The sequence below is a fragment of the Streptomyces sp. NBC_00207 genome (assembly GCF_045160965.1).
Taxonomy (GTDB): Bacteria; Actinomycetota; Actinomycetes; order Streptomycetales; family Streptomycetaceae; genus Streptomyces.
In genome coordinates this window covers 7,643,384-7,659,765 of sequence record NZ_CP130715.1, presented here as the reverse complement: position 1 = coordinate 7,659,765, position 16,382 = coordinate 7,643,384, and the positions used below count along the sequence as shown (strand labels likewise).

Genomic DNA, 16,382 nt, shown 5'->3' with positions numbered 1-16,382 from the left:
GCGCCGGGGGCGCCGTACGGGGAGTGGCCCGGCGGCTCCCGGTCGGCCGGAGGCGACATCGGGCAGGACCGCCCGGGGCGGTTCACCCGTAACCGGGAGGACTCCCGTGGGTTAGCAGCGCGGAAGACGAGGGAGTCCGCATGGCACAGCAGCACACGAAGTCCCTGCGGCTGCGCCTCCGGTACCGGTTCGACAATCTGGTGGCAGGCGGCACCGCCGCGCTCATCGGCTGGCTCGCCCTCGCCTGCCTCGCGGTCGTGATCCCGGCGAGCACGGTGCTCGTCTGGGCCGACCCCGGCGCTCCGACGACCCTCTCCGGCCGCCTCACCGCCGTGTGGGTCAGCGTCGGGCAGACGCTCAAGATCGGCGGCGCGGTCGGCTCCCCCCTCTACGTGCTGGCCTCGGTGACGCTCGCCCTGGTCGCCCTGCTGTTCGTGTCCACCCTGGTCAGCCTGATCACCACCGGCATCAACGGGCGGATCATGTCGCTGCGCCGCGGCCGCTCCACCGTCCTGGAGGCGGGCCACACCGTCGTCCTCGGATGGTCCGATCAGATCTTCCCCGTGATCGGGGAACTGGTCACCGCCAACGCCAACCAGCGCAGGTCGGCCGTCGCGGTGCTCGCCCCGAAGGACAAGGTGGAGATGGAGGACGAGATCTCCGCCTTCGTCACGGGTCCCGGTGCCGGGAGCGGCGCCGGAACCGGCACGACGAGGATCGTCTGCCGCAGCGGCCGCACCACCGATCCCACGGTGCTGGCCCGCGTGAGCCCGCAGACCGCGAAGGCCGTGCTCGTCCTGCCTCCTGCCGGGGAGGCGGGCGACGCCCACGTGGTGAAGACCCTGCTCGCCCTCGACGCGGCGGTTCCCGGCACCGGTGGCGCAGTGGTGGTCGCCGCCGTCCGCGACACCCGCAACCACCTCACCGCCCGGCTGGCGGCCGGGCCCGGCGGGCACGTCCTGTGCGTCGACGACATCATTGCGCGGCTCCTCGTGCAGACTGCGCGCCAGCCCGGACTCTCCCTCGTCTACCAGGAGTTGCTCGACTTCGCGGGCGACGAGTTCTACACCGCCGCCGCCCGTGATCTCGCCGGGCGCACCTTCGGCGAGGCCCTTCTCGCGTTCACCACGTCCTCGGTGGTCGGCCTGCTGCGCGCCGACGGCGGCGTCGCCCTCAACCCGGATGCCGGCACGGTGATCCGCGCGAGCGACCGGATCGTCGTCATCTCCGAGGACGACGACACGGCGGTGCCGCAGGACGCGGGCGCCTGGGTGGACGAGGACGCGATCGTGACGGCCCGCCCGCGGACCCCGCTGCCCGAACGCCTGCTCCTCCTGGGCTGGAACCGCCGCGCCCCGCTCGTCCTGGATCAGCTCGACCAGTTCGTGAGCCCCGGAACCACCCTGGACGTGGTGGCCCTCTGCGGCGAAACGACCCTGCACGCCGCCTCCGAGATCGCCGGGGTGCGCAGCCGCCTCGAAGTGTCCTTCCACGGCGGGGACATCACCGATCCCGAGGTCCTGGCGAAGCTGGACGTGCCCTCGTACGACAGCGTGATCGTCATCGGCGAGGCGGCGAACGGAACGGGGGCGGCCGCCGGCCCCACCGGCACCGGCACCGGCACCGGCACCGGCACCGCGACGGACGACCGGACGCTGGTCACGCTGCTGCACCTGCGGGCGATCGGGGAGGCCGCGCAGCGGGAACTCGCGCTCACCACCGAGATGTCGGACGACGGCAACCGGCTGCTCGCCCCCGCCCGGGAGGGTGCCGACTTCATCGTCAGCGGCCGGCTCATCAGCCTCCTCATGACCCAGATCTCGGAGAGCCGCTACCTGGCGGACGTGTTCGAGGAGCTCTTCAGGGCGGAGGGGAACGAGCTCTACCTGAAGCCGGTCGCGGACTACGTCCGGACCGGCCGCGAGGTGTCGTTCGCCACCCTCGTCGAGTCGGCGCGCCGCCGCGGTGAATGCGCGGTCGGCTACCGGCTGCGTGCGTCGGCCGCCACGGGCCCCGCCTTCGGGGTCCGGCTCAATCCCGACAAGCGGCAGCGGGTCCGCTTCGGCGCGCACGACTGGCTGATCGTGCTCGCCGAAAGCTGAGGCCCGGGGGAAGCCCTGCCGTACGGCCTCTCAGGGCGCCGTGTGGACCTCCAGGGCGGTCCGTACGGCGGATTCCAGGGCTCCCTCGATCCACGCCGGCTTGATGGAGGTGTGGCAGCCGGCGAAGTGCAGGTTCCCCTCCGCCTTGCGGACGTGGGGGAAGAGCTCGGTGTGCTGCCCGGGCAGCAGCACGGACGCCTCGCCGTACGCGTACGGGTCGCGCATCCAGGACTGGGTGCGTCCGACGCCGGTGTAGAACACCTCGATCCGCTGCCCGAAGACCTCCTGGACCCCGGCGAGCGCCCGCGGGTAGCGCTCCGCGTCGTCGAGGGAGTCCCACTTCAGGGCGTCGTCCGACCAGCTGTACGAGGCCAGCACGACACCGCCCGGGCTGCCCTCGACGGGGTAGGAGGGCTGGAACATGAACCGGTTGGGGTTGTCGGTGGCCGAGCCGCCGCCGATGACCCCGGCCGCCTCGGGCTGGTCGCGGGTGACGGCGCGGCAGGCGGCGTAGTGGGCGCGCTGGGCTTCGGAGATGTGACCCTTGGGCACGGAGGGGTGGGCGCCCAGCAGGATCCCGTCCGCCGGCGTCCGCCCGACCTGGTAGTTCCGGTACAGGCCGGGCTTCACGGCCTCCAGCTCGCGCTTCCAGTCGGCCTCGTCGAACTCCCACCAGCGGCGGCTGAATTCCAGCAGCACCTTGGTGGCCGCGTCGTAGTGCAGTTCGGTGATCGCGCGGCGCTTGCCGTAGGAGAGGGCGGGGGCGACCGGGATGTGCCGCAGCCCGGAGAAGGGGACGGTGATGATGGCGGTGTCGCCGGTGAAGGTCTCGCGCTGCACGGCGCCGCCGCGGCCCTCGGAGACCGTGTCGACGGTGACCTTGCCCTCCCCGTGCGTGATCCGGGTGGCACGGCGGTCGAGCCGGACGACGTCCTCGACCCTGGCGTAGAGCGCGTCGGCCAGGGTGGCGGTGCCGTCGGGCAGTTCGAAGAAGGCGGTGTCCGGGCTGATCAGCGAGGCGCCGATGAAGCTGTGGATGAAGGCGAGGTGCAGCCGGGAGGTGAGGTTCTCGACGGTTCCGATCAGGTCGATCGTCCGCTCGTCGAGCTTCGCCTCCTCGGTCAGGTAGCGGTACATGGACATGTGGCCGTAGCGCTGGACGACGCGCGCCCAGCCCTCGACGAGCGCCTTGTCCTTCCTGCCCTCGATCTCCTTGCGTACGGGGGCGAAGGCGTTGCGCACGATCTGCGCGGCGGGCAGGGACTCGTAGGCCGCGGGGACGCCGAAGGAGCGGTTGAGGACCTGGGGGCTGCGCGCGTAGTCGGCCCGGCGGACGCGGATGCCGTTGACGTGGATCCACGTACGGTAGGCGGGGCGGCCGGAGCCGTCGACGTCGACCAGGTGGAAGCGCCGGCGCTTCAGGCCGAGGCTGTCGATCAGCCCGGTGACCAGCGGGTGGCTGTCGGGGATGCGCATGGCGCCGGCCTCGGCGTACTGCTTGGGGTCGGCGAAGGCGGCGGCGGACTTCTCGTGGCCGCCGGTGCGGAAGGTCTTGATCCGGCCGCCCACCCGGTTGCCGTTGGCCTCGATGACGGTGACCTCGTGGCCGGCCTCGCGCAGCAGGTGGGCGGCGGTGAGCCCGGCCGGCCCGGCGCCCACGATCAGCACCTTCTTGCGGCTGCGGGACCGGGGCAGGCCCGACTTCAGGAGGATGTCCGCGTAACGGGGCACCAGCGGCTGGTCGTCCTCGTCCCGTACGAGGATCGCCCGGGCGATGGTCAGGCAGGTGTCCCAGTCGGGGCGCGCGGAGCCGGAGGGGGTCTTCGGGGTCCCGGCGGACGCGGCGGCGACGCCGAGCGCGCCGGCGCCCGCGACGGCGGCGGCGCCCGCGATGACGGTACGGCGGGAGGGGCGCTGCCCGGACGCGGGAGCGGGCGCCGCCGCCGGGGCGGGCCCGTCCGCGGGATCGGGCGCAGGGCCGGGCGTGGGGGAAGAGTCGATGATCATGGGTCAACTCTCGTTGCCCACCCACTGCTTGATCGCCGAAAGCGGCCCGGGCGGGAAACAATCACCCGGACGTGCGGCGCGGTCAATCCCGCGCTGACGAACGGGGTTTCGTGTGCGGGGCGGCGGCTCGCGGCCGGTCAGCGGATCCCGCGCACCCGCAGGCTCGTGAGCTCGTACCGGGCCCCGACGACGGCCAGCTTCCCGGCCGCGATCCTGGCCGCCAGCTCGGGTTCGGCCCCCAGCCGCGAGCTCACCCGGCGCACGTTCGCCGTGATCGCCGCGTCGATCCGGGCCGCTCCCCGGAGCCTGCGGTCGATCGCGGGGTGGATCTGGTCGACGAGGTACTGCATGTGGCCCGGGAGCGGGGGTCCCCCCTCGTGGGCCTGGACGGCCGCGGCGACGGCCCCGCACGACTGGTGCCCCAGGACCACGATCAGCGGGATGTCGAGTTCGAGGACCCCGTAGGCGATGCTCCCGAGCACCGCCTCGTCCAGGACCTCGCCCGCCGACCGCACGGTCAGCAGGTCGCCGAGCCCCTGGTCGAAGACGAGCTCCGGGGGGACGCGGGAATCGACGCAGCCGAGGACGACGGCGAACGGGTGCTGCCCGCCCACCAGCGTCCGCCGCACCGTCCGCGTCTGGTCGGGATGCCGCTCGTGATAGGTGCGCCAGCGCGCGTTCCCCGCCACCAGGGCGCCCAGCGCGGCCTCGGGGGAAGTAGGCCGCAACGCGGCCGCTCCCGCGGCGCGGACGGCGCTCGGGGTTCCGCGGGCACCCGACCCCAGCCCGGCGGCCACGGCCACCGCACCGGTCAGCGCCGCCCGGACCACCCGGCGCCGTCCCGGGGCCTCGTGCCGATCAGACATGCCGGATCCCGTCGTCCGCCGTTCCTGACCCCTCACACGCGGGTCCAGTCTCAGCGCGCCCGCATGGCGGCGCAATCGGGGGCCGCGCTTTCATCCGTGTGGCTCAGAGCCCGTATCCCGATCGAATGCGATCGTCCTCACGGAGGTGTGCCGGGACCCGCAACGCCGCCCCTGAGGTCACAGGGGCGCAGCGGGCGGGCCACTCCTACTGCCAGCCCATGTTGTCCTGCACCGTGACGGTCGGGGCGGACTGGGCAGGGGCGGCTGCGGTTGCGCTTGCGCTTGCGGCGGCGACCAGCGGGGCGACGACGGTGAGCGTGAGGACCGCGGCGGCCTGGGCGATACGCATGCGAATCATGGGGCTTTTCCGTTCCTGAGCGTTGACGGCGAGTCGGACGGGTGTCCTGAATCGGTCGCGCCCCGCGGTGGCGCTTTCCGGTCCGAGTGCCTTCGGGATCGGTGTCCGTTCGGGCAAGAACTACTTTCGCCGCAGGTCAGGGAGGGTGGAAGGGGTGTCGAGTGGACGGAAACGGCAGCGGCCGTTTGTGTCCACCCCAGGCCCCCGCGCGGTGCCCTGGCCCCTCCTCACTGTCAGTCGATGGCGAGGAGCGGGGCCTCGGCCCGCACGAGGGTCCAGCCCGACAGTTCGGGGTGGATCTCCAGCAGCCGGGCGCAGACGGCTGCCGCGTTCACCTCCGCCTGGGCCAGCGAGTCGGCCAGCAGAAAGAGGCCCAGCACCGGCGCCGGGGACGCGTCACCGTGCACGCTGGCGTGCTCGACGCCGTCCTCGGGACGGGCGGCCTCGTAGACGACGGCACGCAGATCGGGGGGCAGTTGGCCGCCCCGGGACGGCGGCCTCAGGTGTGCGTGTACGAGGTACATGGTGTCTCTTTCTGCCACCCCGCTGCGGGCATATGATGACCTTTTTGTGCTGGAGATGAGCATGTCCTGGGGGGAATTTCATGCTGTCTGCGCTGGGTCTCGACACGATGGCGGAGGCCGTCTATCGAGCCATGCTGGCCGCTCCGGGGGACGGGGTCGCGGCCCTGGCCGCCCGCATCGGCACGACGGAACAACAGGTGCGGGACGGACTCGACGTCCTCAGTGAGCTCGCGCTGGTCCGGCCCTCGGCTGAGCACGGAGGGCTGCGCGCGGTCTCGCCGGACGTCGGGATGGAAGTCCTGATGGCCCGCCAGCAGGCCGAGATCGCCGCCCAGCAGCAGCGGCTGGAGGCCTCGCGGGCGGTCGCCGCCCAGTTGATCGCCGAGTACGCCGACCTGCGGCCGGCCACCGTCAGCCCGGGAGTCGAGCAGTTGATCGGGCTGGACCAGATCAGGGACCGCCTCGCGCGTCTGACCCGTGAAGTCCGCCACGAGGTCATGACGTTCGCACCCGGAGGGCCCCAGACCGAGGGGAACATCGCCGCCTCACGACCACTGGACGCCGAGCTGCTGGGGCGCGGGGTGCGCACCAGGGTGGTGTACCTGGACAGCGTCCGCCACCACCGGCCGACCGTGGAGTACGCGCGCTGGACCGCCTCGTTGGGCGGACAGGTCCGCACCGTGGCTTCCCTGCCCACCCGGCTTATCATCACGGACCGGTCGACCGCGGTGATTCCCGTGAGCAGCGAGGACACGGCGGGCGGCGCCGTGGTGCTGACCGGGCAGGGAACGCTGACCGCGCTGTGCGCGCTGTACGAGAGTGTGTGGGCTGCGGCGCAGCCGCTCGGTGAGGCCCCGGTCCGGGACGTTCACGGCCTGAGCGCGCAGGAGGCCACCATCATCTCCTTGCTCTCCGAGGGGCACACGGACGAGACGATCGCCAAGCGGCTGGGTGTGTCCGCGCGTACGGCCCGGCGGATCGCGAACGATCTCATGGAACGGCTGGGCGCGCGCAGCCGGTTCGAGGCGGGTGTCCGGGCGGTCCAGCACGGATGGCTGCCCGCGCAACGGGGCTGATTCCGCCTCACCGGGGACCCTCGTGGCCGGGCGGGGTGCGCGGGCTCCTCGGATGCCTCGGCGCCCCGGCCGTGCCGGCGGCGTGGTTCCGAGCCCGGGTGGGGCGCTGCCGTCACATGGCGGGCCGCAGCGATCGCCGCCCTGGCCGGCCGGCGAAGGGGGCGTACCGGTCGCTGTGTGGTGAGCAGGCATGGTGATCCCCGGAATGGGTTGTGGCTGAGGGCGGTTCGCGGGGTGCGGGGCCGGTGCTGCCGTAGCCGCCGGCACCGGCCGGGCGCCCCTGGGCCGGGAGGGTGTGGTCAGGGGCCTCCGGGACAGTGGTCCCGCAGGGCGGGCGTGCGCCGGATGTGCGTTGTCGTCACACAGCCCAGTGTTTCCGCTTCCCGGCATCTGCGAAAGCCGGAGGCACTGGCCTGAAGAGGCCTGGGCCACAAGCGTCCAGGCCATCGGCCGTCCTCTCGTCCCGGCCCCATCCCACCTTGCTGCGGTGAGAAGCGTCCCGGCATGTTCCGCTCGTCTGTCGGCCGCAGGTCTGCGTGGGTCCGTACCCGCTGACGAACCCCTGGCCGGCTGAAACCTCGTGAGGCGGGCCACGGCACAGGCGCGGCACGTGCCGGCGCGCGCGGGACGTGGTGCCGCAGAGTGCCGGTGGAAGCGCACCCGGGCCGGATCGGGTCAGGGACGCTTCCGTCCACCTGAACCCCCTTCCCCTCGCCTTCGCGGTGCGCCGAGAGTAGTGATCGCCTCCAGGGAGCGAAACGCGAACCCGGTCGGCACCACCGGAGAACACGGCACCGCGGGACGTGAATTCAGAGTCCGACGCGGCACGCCGGGTGCGGAAAAACCGACCACGACAGCCCGTCAGGCCGGGAGCACCTCCTGGTCGGAATCAGCTCAAGAGAAGGGAGTCGTGATGGCACCACGTTCACGGCAGGTCAGCAGACGTCGGATACTCGCCGCATTCGCCGGGGTGGCAGCCGGTTGTGCGCTGCCGAACTGCACGGTCCTCAGCCGGCCCGCCTACGCGGCGGGTGGGGCCGGATCCGGCTCGCTGCCCGTGGGATCCGGTCTGCCGGACACCGATCGCGGTCGGGTCGTCTGGGCGTACCGGACGGGCGGCCGCGCCGTCCGGACCGCTGCTGCCGCGGCCCTGGTGGGCAGTGCGGCGGACGTGAAGACGTTCCTCGACGAGAAGCTGCCCGCGGCCCGGGCCGAGGACAACAGGTTCACGCTCACGCAGTCCCTGGTCATGGCGGGCCGGGCAACGCGCGACGGTATCGGCGCGGCGCTGTCGGGCGGCACGGCGGCGGTCGAGACCTTCCTCAAGGGCGGATTCCAGACCGCGGTGCACGAGGACCTGAAGGTGGCCGTGACCACGGTCATGGCCCGCGGTGGCCGTGCCGTGAAGCGTGATGCGTCCGCTGCACTGGAGGCCGGTTCGGACTTCGCGTTGCGCGCCTTCCTGAGCGGCGGGCAGTTCACCGCCCACGAGGAGGACCAGCGGGTGCAGGTGACGTCCATCCTCGTGACGGCGTCACCGCAGGTGCGGGAGTACGCGCAGCGGGCGCTGGACGACGGGTCGCCGCGGGCGATCCGGTGGTTCCTGGAGACGGGCCAGTACATCGCCCGGGCCCGTGACGAGGAGACCGCGACGATTCAGCAGCTGGTCAAGGTCGTTGAGGTGGAGGGGCAGCGCGCCGGCAGGAAGACCGACGAGGCCGTCGAGCTGTCCCAGCAGGCGGTCAAGGCTTCCGAGAAGGCGAAGGAGGCGGCGCTGGAGGCCAAGGCCGAGGCCGAGGCCGCCAATCAGGACGTCCAGCGCTCTGCCAGTGCTGCGAACAAGGCGGCGCAGGCGGCCCGGGGCGCGGCAGCCGCCGCGTCGACCGCGGTGTCGGCCTCGCGGACGGCGCAGGCCGCCGCGCAGCGTTCGGTGGCGGCAGCACAGGCCGCCGCCGCAGCGGCCGCATCGGCAGGACGCGCCGCGGCCCGGGCGTACCAGGCCGCGATCGGGGCCTCCAAGGACGCATCGATGGCGGACGCGGCCCGAGCGGCGGCGCAGACCGCCACGGCCATGGTCAAGTTCGTCCGCACTGTGGCTCAGAAGGCCGATCTCGCGGCCATGGCCGCCGAAGCGGCGGATTCCGCAGGCGCGGCTGCCGCCGACTCGGCCGTCAACGCTGCCGCCGCCGCCCGGGCATCGGCCGACGCGGCCGTGGCCTCCGGGGCCGCACAGTCCGAGGCCGCCGTCGCGCAGCGGGAAGCCGCCGTGGCAGAGGCCGCCGCGGGCAGGGCGACGCGGGCGGCGAGCAAGTCGCGGACCTTGGCCGGACAGGCGGCCACGGCCGCCCGCGCGGCGCGCGACGCGGCCAACAGCGCCGCCGATCACGCCGAGAAGGCAGCCGCGGCCGCCGTGGAAGCGGCCAACCACGCCGGCCAGGCGGTCGACTACGCCAACCGGTCGACGGCAGCCGCCAACGCTGCCGTCGAGGCGGCGAACAAGGCCTCCGACGCCGTCGAGAAGGCACGTGCGGTCGAACAGACCGCTCGTGAGGCAGAGACTTCCAGGCTGGCCGAGGAGACCGCCGAGGCGATCGAGCGGGCCCGGCTCGAGGCGAGCGCGGAAACGAATCAGCTCGAACGGTACAACCGGGAGCGGACGCAGGAAGCGCGCCTGTCCGAAGAGCTGCTCGCGCTCATCGGCTCCGCGGAGTCGGCGCTGAAGGCCGGCCGGACCGCGGAAGCCGTGGCCGCCGGACGCAAGGCAGCGATCCAGCTGATCGGGCGTGCGGGTACGTGGACCCGGGAGGCCGCGGAGTTCGCGCTCGCCGGCTCGGACGAGGACGTCGTCCACTGGATCGACGCCGACCGCCTCATCGCCCTCCATCAGGACAACGTCGAGAACGTCGCGGCCATGGCGGCGATTTCGACCAAGAACGTGGCCCTGGCGGCCGTGGAGGTGCTCAAGACCCAGGACCCCGCGAAAGTAAGGGCGTTCCTCGAGAGCGGTGCGATCGAGGCGGCCAAGGAGGACAACCGGGTCGAGGTGACGACGGTCCTGGCCGACGACAACACCGGCCCCGCGGTACGCCGTGCGGCCGTGGCCGCGCTGGAGAAGGGCACCGCCCAGGCCCTGCACGCCTTCCTGCACGTCGAGCGTGGCGCGGCCGTCCGCGAGGACGACCGAGTGAAGGCCACCACCCTCCTGGCGAACGGAGGCCCCTACGTCAAGGCGGCTGCCAAGATCGCCCTCGAAGGCGACACCCACATGCTGCGCCAGTTCATCGGCACCACGCAGCACGAGTTCGCCCGGATCGACCACGACCACGCCACGCACATCAGCGCGATCCGTGCGCTGATCGCGGGCGCGGCCAAGGTGGCCCAGGAAGCGCAGGAGAACGCGGCACGGGCTTCCGAGGCAGCGGCCATCGCACGCGACGCCGCCGCCAAGGCGGTCGAGTGGGCCGACCTCGCCAAGGGCTACGCCGCGGCCGCCAAGCTGTCCGCCGAGGAGGCGCGCAAGAACGCCGCTGCCGCCGAGGTGTCCGCGGCCGCTGCGGCGCGCTCCGCCGAGACCGCGCGTCAGGCGGCCGCTGCGGCGCGCAGGGCGAGCAGCGTGGCGCGGAGTGCGGCGAACCGCGCCGTGCGGTCCGCCACCGAGGCCGCTTCCTACGCCTCGGCCGCCGCGGCCTCGGCCGCGGCAGCCCGCAAGGCATCGCTCGATGCCGGACAGAGCGCGGGCGCAGCCTCCCAGGCCGCGTTGGAGGCCAGGCAGCTCGTCATCCAGGCCGCGGTGCAAGAGGCGATCCAGAACGCGCTGGACAACGCGAAGGTCCCCATCGTCCCGGGCAAGAACGGCCTCCCGGAAGGCGCCGAGAGCTGCCTGACGCCGTTCGGCGCCCCCATCGAGTCCGGCAACAGCACCAATCCGTGGGAGCTGGGCTGGAGCTGGCTTTCCGGAACGGGTCCCCGGTCGCAGTGTTTCGGCCCGGACGACGATTTCACCCGCCTCTACCGTGAGCACGAGCACACGCAGAATGCGCTCGCCTTCTTCGCCGGCCGTACACGGGACGGAAACTTCGAACTCGGCCGCTCTTATTTGTACGACTACACGCTCAGCGGATTCGACGGTGCGGGGAAGTACCTCAAGGACTACGGGACGCTCTCCACGGTCGGTCTCACGGGAAACCTCGCGTACACGTTCCTGGGCTCGCACCAGGTCCGGATGACTCCCATCCGCAAGAATGCGGACGGCTCCGTCGTGTGGCGGTACACCGCGTACAACGAGTCGGACATCGAGTCCGCGACCCACCCCCCGGTCATCGGATACACGGACTGGTGGAGCAACACGGTCGGTTCGCTCGTCGACAAGATCGTCGGCGACTCCGGTCCGATGTCGCCCAAGACCCAGGTCATCGAGTTCAACGTGACGCTGGGGCCGTGATGTACAGCAGGACCGGCGAAAGGCGGCTCGTCGCCTCCCTGGCCGCTTCCGTCGCGCTCGTTTCGGGGTGCATGGGCTCCGTCGACCCCGCCGAACTGCCCGGCGTCTACCGCAACGACAAGGCGGGCGCCGAGCTGCGGCTCGAGTCCGACGGAGAGTTCACGGCCACTGACGTGGTGACGGACGGATTCTCCGACCCCGCGGACTTCAGCGGCCGATGGGAGTGGCTCGATGACCAGGCATCCAGCGACTTCATCTACCTGTCGGTCAAGAACGGCGGGCTCGGCACGACCTCCGGAATCCAGCTCTACCCGCGCGGAGGGAACGTGCTGGAGTTCCGTCCGGATCCCGACGGACCGCCTTCCCTGAAACTCACCAAGGCGGCGGCACCGTAGATGCCGCGCGCCGCCGCTTTCCGGCATCGACACCTGATCAATCTCGACTTCTAGGACTGTGATGAATTCACGCAACGCATGGACGCGCATTCTGGGAACCGCGGCAGCGGCCGGTGTTCTGGCATGGGCCGTGCTGGCCGGGGGCCAGCCCTCCAGCGCCACCACCGAACCCGTCGCCGACGCGGGGCCCGGATACGCCGTCGAGGACTACAACTACCCCAACGCCGACAAGATCCTGGCCGAACAGGGCATCGTCCTCAAGCGGGGCGATGGCCACATCGTGCTCGCCGACTGCCGGAGCGAGGAGAACCTCCTCAAGTTCCTCGCCCGTGACCGGGCGGACGTGTGCTTCAAGGTCACCGGCAACGAGGGCTTCCTGACCTTGGAGATCAAGTCGGTGCACGGAGTGCGGACCGACGCTTCCGCCAACACCCACCTCGCGATGACCGCCGAGAACGACCGCGTCGAATACAACATCCCGGCGAAGACCTGGGAAGGGGTCGGCGAGTCCGTCGACGGCCGGGAGCACGTCCTGGTCGAGATCCGGGTCACCAAGTAGCCCGCTCCGCTTTGCAACGAGGGTCGCACCCTCGGCACCACTCGCGCCTGTCATCGGCGCCCCGGCCATCTCCACAAGTCTTCGGTGAAGCAGGCGACCGAGTCACTCTCTCGATCCCCGTCGAGCTTCTCGTCACCGGCCGACCACCGGTTGCGCACACGGCACGACCGAACCCCGGCGCATACGCTCACCGAATCCTGTTCCCAAAGGAAACCGCACATGTCTGCACTCCGTCCGCGCACCGCGCGGATATCGGGCCTCCTCGTCACTGCGACCGCGGTCGCCGCGGGCCTCGTTCCCGCCGGCTCCGCCCATGCCGTCTCCGGCCCGGAGACGGCGGCCGGCCAGCACGCCTCCGTCGTCAAGCTGAACATCGGCGATGAGGCGAACGGCCGCGGATGCACCGGCGCCGTTGTCGACGTCTCCTGGGTCCTGACCGCCGCCAGCTGCTTCGCCGCGACGCCCGGTACCACGGTGCCGGCCGGTGCGCCCGCGCTCAAGACCACCGTGACCCTCAGCGACGGCAAGCGCGTCGACGTCTCCGAGCTCGTCCCCCGCACCGACCGGGATGTGGTCCTGGCCCGCCTCGCCACTCCCGCCGGCGGCACCGCGCGCATCAAGCAGGCGAGCACTGCCCCGGCAGCCGGCGCCGATCTGACCGCCGTGGGCTTCGGACGGACCAAGACCGAGTGGGTGCCCGGCAAGGTCCACACCGGTGCGTTCACCCTCAACACGTCCAACGCCACCACCCTGACCATCACGGGGAAGGGCACCGACTCCCTCTGCAAGGGCGACACCGGTGGCCCGCTGCTGAACGCCACCGGTGAGCTGGTCGGCGTCAACAGCCGCTCCTGGCAGGGCGGCTGCCTCGGCACCGACCCCGCGGAATCCCGCACCGGCGCCATTTCCGTACGCACCGACGACCTCGGCGGCTGGATGGAGGAGACGGTACGACGTTCCCTCGCACAGCGTGACGCGAACGGTGACGGCCGCTCCGACGCGGTCATGGTCTACCACCACGCCGACGGTTCCATCGGCTTCTACAGCTCCCTGGCCAAGGCCGACGGCGGCTTCGGCGAGTACACCGTCGGCTACACCGTCCCCACCAGTGGCGGCTGGGACCGTAACGCCATGAAGCTCATCACCGGGGACTTCAACGGCGACCGTCGCTCCGACATGGGCATGATGTACCGCCAGGCGGACGGCACCATGAAGATGTACACCGGCCTCGCCGACACCGCCGGCCACATCCAGCCCTTCACCAGCAGCTACGTCACCCCCGCCAACGCCGGCTGGGACTGGAACGCCATCCAGCTGCACTCCGGCGACGTCAACGGCGACGGCCGCACCGACGCCGTCATGGTCTACCACCACGCCGACAGCTCCATCGGCTTCTACACCTCCCTCGCCAAGGCCGACGGCGGCTTCGGCGACTTCACCGTCGGCTACACCGTCCCCGCCAACAGCTGGGACCGCAACGCCATGAAGCTCATCACCGGCGACTTCAACGGCGACCGCCGCACCGACATGGGCATGATGTACCGCCAGCCGGACGGCACCATGAAGATGTACACCGGCCTCGCCGACACCGCCGGCCACATCCAGCCCTTCACCAGCAGCTACGCCACCCCCGCCAACGCCGGCTGGGACTGGAACGCCATCCAGCTGCACTCCGGCGACGTCAACGGCGACGGCCGCACCGACGCCGTCATGGTCTACCACCACGCCGACAGCTCCATCGGCTTCTACACCTCCCTCGCCAAGGCCGACGGCGGCTTCGGCGAGTACACCGCCGGCTACACCGTCCCCGCCAACAGCTGGGACCGCAACGCCATGAAGCTCATCACCGGCGACTTCAACGGCGACCGCCGCACCGACATGGGCATGATGTACCGCCAGCCGGACGGCACCATGAAGATGTACACCGGCCTCGCCGACACCGCCGGCCACATCCAGCCCTTCACCAGCAGCTACGCCACCCCCGCCAACGCCGGCTGGGACTGGAACGCCATCCAGCTGTACTGACCCACTCTCCGGACGTGGTGCAACCACCCCCTGTCCCGCCCCGGCGCCCCTCGGCGCCGGGGCGGGACAGGTCTGTTTCTCGCCGCGAGGGGGCGCTCTCCGGCTCCCGGGGTTCCTGGGTGACGTGCCGGCTGGTCGTCGCCCCCCTGCCTTCAGTGCAGGTCACAGCAGGTCGGACCGCGCGGGGGTGTCGTCGAGGAAGCCGCCCGACTGGTGCTGCCACAGCTTCGCGTAGGCACCCTCCGAGGCCAGCAGTTCCTGGTGCGTGCCCTGCTCGATAATCCGTCCGCCGTCGAGGACGACGAGCCGGTCCATGCCGGCGACTGTGCTGAGCCGGTGCGCGACCACGAGCGCCGTCCGCCCCTCCATGAGCCGCCACAGCGCTTCCTGGACGAGGATCTCGCTCTCGGAGTCCAGGGCGCTGGTCGCCTCGTCGAGCAGCAGGATCGGTGCGTCGCGCAGGATCGCCCTGGCGAGGGCGACCCGCTGGCGCTGTCCGCCCGACAGCTTGACCCCGCGCTCGCCCACCATCGTGTCGAAGCCGTCCACGAGCCCCTCGGCGAACTCCGTGACGTGCGCCGCCTCCGCCGCCCGGCGGATCTCGGCCTCGGTGGCGTCCGGCCGGGCGAACGCGATGTTCTCCCGCAGCGTGCGGTGGAACATCGCCGGGTCCTGCGGCACGTACGCGATCAGGCTGCGCAGGTCGGCCTGGGACAGCCGGCTGATGTCCCGCCCGCCGATCAGGATCCGGCCTGCGTCGACGTCCGTCATCCGCAGCAGCAGCCGGGTGAGGGTGGTCTTGCCCCCGCCCGACCGGCCGACGAGCCCGATCTTCGATCCGCTGGGCACGGCCAGGTCGAGGCATTCGAAGAGCGGCTTTCCGCCCCCGTGGGCGAAGGTCACCTGCTCGAAGCGGACGTCGGCGGCCCCCGCGGCCGGCAGTGGTTGCGGCGACACCGGGTCGAGTACGGTCGGCGGTGTCATCAGCAGCTCGGTGAACTGCGCGGCCTCCGTCATCGAGCTCTCCAGACGACGGTAGATCTGGTTGAACTCGAACATGATGCGGGTGGCGCTCGAGTAGTAGGCGAAGGCGACCACGACCGCCTCCACGCCGCGGCCGCTGCCGGCGAGCACGATGGCCAGCAGCAGGCCCAGCGCGTTGGTCAGGACGGACATCGGCGCGACGATGGTGTCGATGCGCAGGTTGCCGTAGTCCCAGGAACGCAGGGTGAGCCGCCGCGACTCCGCGACCCGCGAGCGGTGTTCGGCGGCCTCGCGGTCCTCGGCGGCGAACGCCCGGACCGTGTCGATGTTCATCAGGCTGTCGGCGACGTGGCCCGAGACCCGGGCGATCGCCGCCTCGCGCTGGACGACGAGCGCCTGGCGGCGGCGGATCAGGGGGGCCACGCACAGCGCCGTCAGGACGATCGGCACCAACAGGGCGACCACGAGCAGCGGTTCGTAGTGCCACAGCACCACCGATCCGAAGATCAGCGGTACGAACCTGCCCACGAGCGAGAACGTCAGCGTGTCGACGAACTCCTCGAAGCGTGAGGCGAAGCTCAGCACCCGCTTGGTCAGGGACCCGGCGAAGTTGTCGTGGAAGAACGCGGCGTCCTTGGCGAACAGCTCGTCCATCCCGATCACGTACAGCTGCTCGATGCCGCGGGCGTCGAGGCGGTTGAGGCAGTGCAGTCCGAGGCGCCACAGCCCTTCCGCGAGCAGCAGGACCGCGGCGAAGCCGAGGACGTAGGGCAGCATCGGGCCGATGTCGAAGCCGGCGTCGGCGCCCGTACCGGTACCGCCGCCCTCGGCGATGCGTGCGACGAGCTTGGCGACGACCAGCGGCGCGATGTAGTCGATGCCGATGTTGCCCAGCGCCGGGAGCAGCATCGCGGGAACCGTCAGCCACTTGAGGCGGGCCAGCTCCCGTCCGTAATAACGAAGGGCGAGGAGCACCGGGCCCCTGCCCGGCGAACCTTTGTGTGATTCAGGCAATTCCATCCCAACCCTGTTTTGCCGGACCTAC

11 protein-coding genes are annotated in these 16,382 nt (G+C 71.5%); 6 read left to right on the top strand and 5 right to left on the bottom strand.

The features are described from left to right. Positions 1-140 precede the first annotated feature (140 nt). Positions 141-2,102, top strand: coding sequence for a CASTOR/POLLUX-related putative ion channel (locus OG472_RS35540; RefSeq protein ID WP_405942424.1), 1,962 nt, complete (start codon positions 141-143; stop codon positions 2,100-2,102). 30 nt (positions 2,103-2,132) lie between these two features. Here OG472_RS35540 and OG472_RS35535 read toward each other — a convergent pair whose 3' ends face one another. From OG472_RS35535 to OG472_RS35520, 4 genes are all read right to left on the bottom strand, one after another. Further along, entirely contained in the window at positions 2,133-4,109 is a 1,977-nt protein-coding gene (locus OG472_RS35535) for a flavin monoamine oxidase family protein (protein ID WP_405942423.1), read from the bottom strand. Positions 4,110-4,246: 137 nt separating this feature from the next. After that, positions 4,247-4,975 (bottom strand): carbonic anhydrase, encoded by a 729-nt coding sequence (locus OG472_RS35530; RefSeq protein WP_401605271.1) that lies wholly within the window; start codon positions 4,973-4,975, stop codon positions 4,247-4,249. A gap of 205 nt (positions 4,976-5,180) precedes the next feature. Beyond that, complete coding sequence (locus OG472_RS35525; RefSeq protein ID WP_401605269.1) at positions 5,181-5,333, bottom strand: hypothetical protein; 153 nt, start codon at positions 5,331-5,333, stop codon at positions 5,181-5,183. Positions 5,334-5,566: 233 nt separating this feature from the next. Then, positions 5,567-5,857 (bottom strand): hypothetical protein, encoded by a 291-nt coding sequence (locus OG472_RS35520; protein WP_405942422.1) that lies wholly within the window; start codon positions 5,855-5,857, stop codon positions 5,567-5,569. A gap of 80 nt (positions 5,858-5,937) precedes the next feature. Here OG472_RS35520 and OG472_RS35515 point away from each other — a divergent pair, with 80 nt between their 5' ends. The 5 genes from OG472_RS35515 to OG472_RS35495 all read left to right on the top strand — a co-directional run bounded on the left by OG472_RS35515 (position 5,938) and on the right by OG472_RS35495 (position 14,353). Next, the gene (locus OG472_RS35515) at positions 5,938-6,933 is read left to right on the top strand and encodes a LuxR C-terminal-related transcriptional regulator (RefSeq protein WP_401605266.1); all 996 of its coding nucleotides are present in this window, start codon (positions 5,938-5,940) and stop codon (positions 6,931-6,933) included. 913 nt (positions 6,934-7,846) lie between these two features. Then, a complete protein-coding gene (locus OG472_RS35510; RefSeq protein WP_405832978.1) occupies positions 7,847-11,374 on the top strand; it encodes a hypothetical protein in 3,528 nt (1,175 codons plus the stop codon). After that, a complete protein-coding gene (locus OG472_RS35505; RefSeq protein ID WP_401606425.1) occupies positions 11,374-11,769 on the top strand; it encodes a hypothetical protein in 396 nt (131 codons plus the stop codon). Before OG472_RS35510 ends, OG472_RS35505 begins: the two co-directional genes overlap by 1 nt. 61 nt (positions 11,770-11,830) lie before the next feature. Then, complete coding sequence (locus OG472_RS35500) at positions 11,831-12,328, top strand: hypothetical protein (RefSeq protein ID WP_401605262.1); 498 nt, start codon at positions 11,831-11,833, stop codon at positions 12,326-12,328. Between the two features lie 219 nt (positions 12,329-12,547). Beyond that, entirely contained in the window at positions 12,548-14,353 is a 1,806-nt protein-coding gene (locus OG472_RS35495; RefSeq protein WP_405942421.1) for a trypsin-like serine protease, read from the top strand. Positions 14,354-14,515: 162 nt separating this feature from the next. Here the strand turns inward: OG472_RS35495 and OG472_RS35490 are convergent, their stop codons facing one another. Further along, positions 14,516-16,357: an ABC transporter ATP-binding protein gene (locus OG472_RS35490; protein WP_405832976.1), complete on the bottom strand. Its 1,842-nt coding sequence runs from the start codon at positions 16,355-16,357 to the stop codon at positions 14,516-14,518. Between the last annotated feature and the right edge of the window lie 25 nt (positions 16,358-16,382).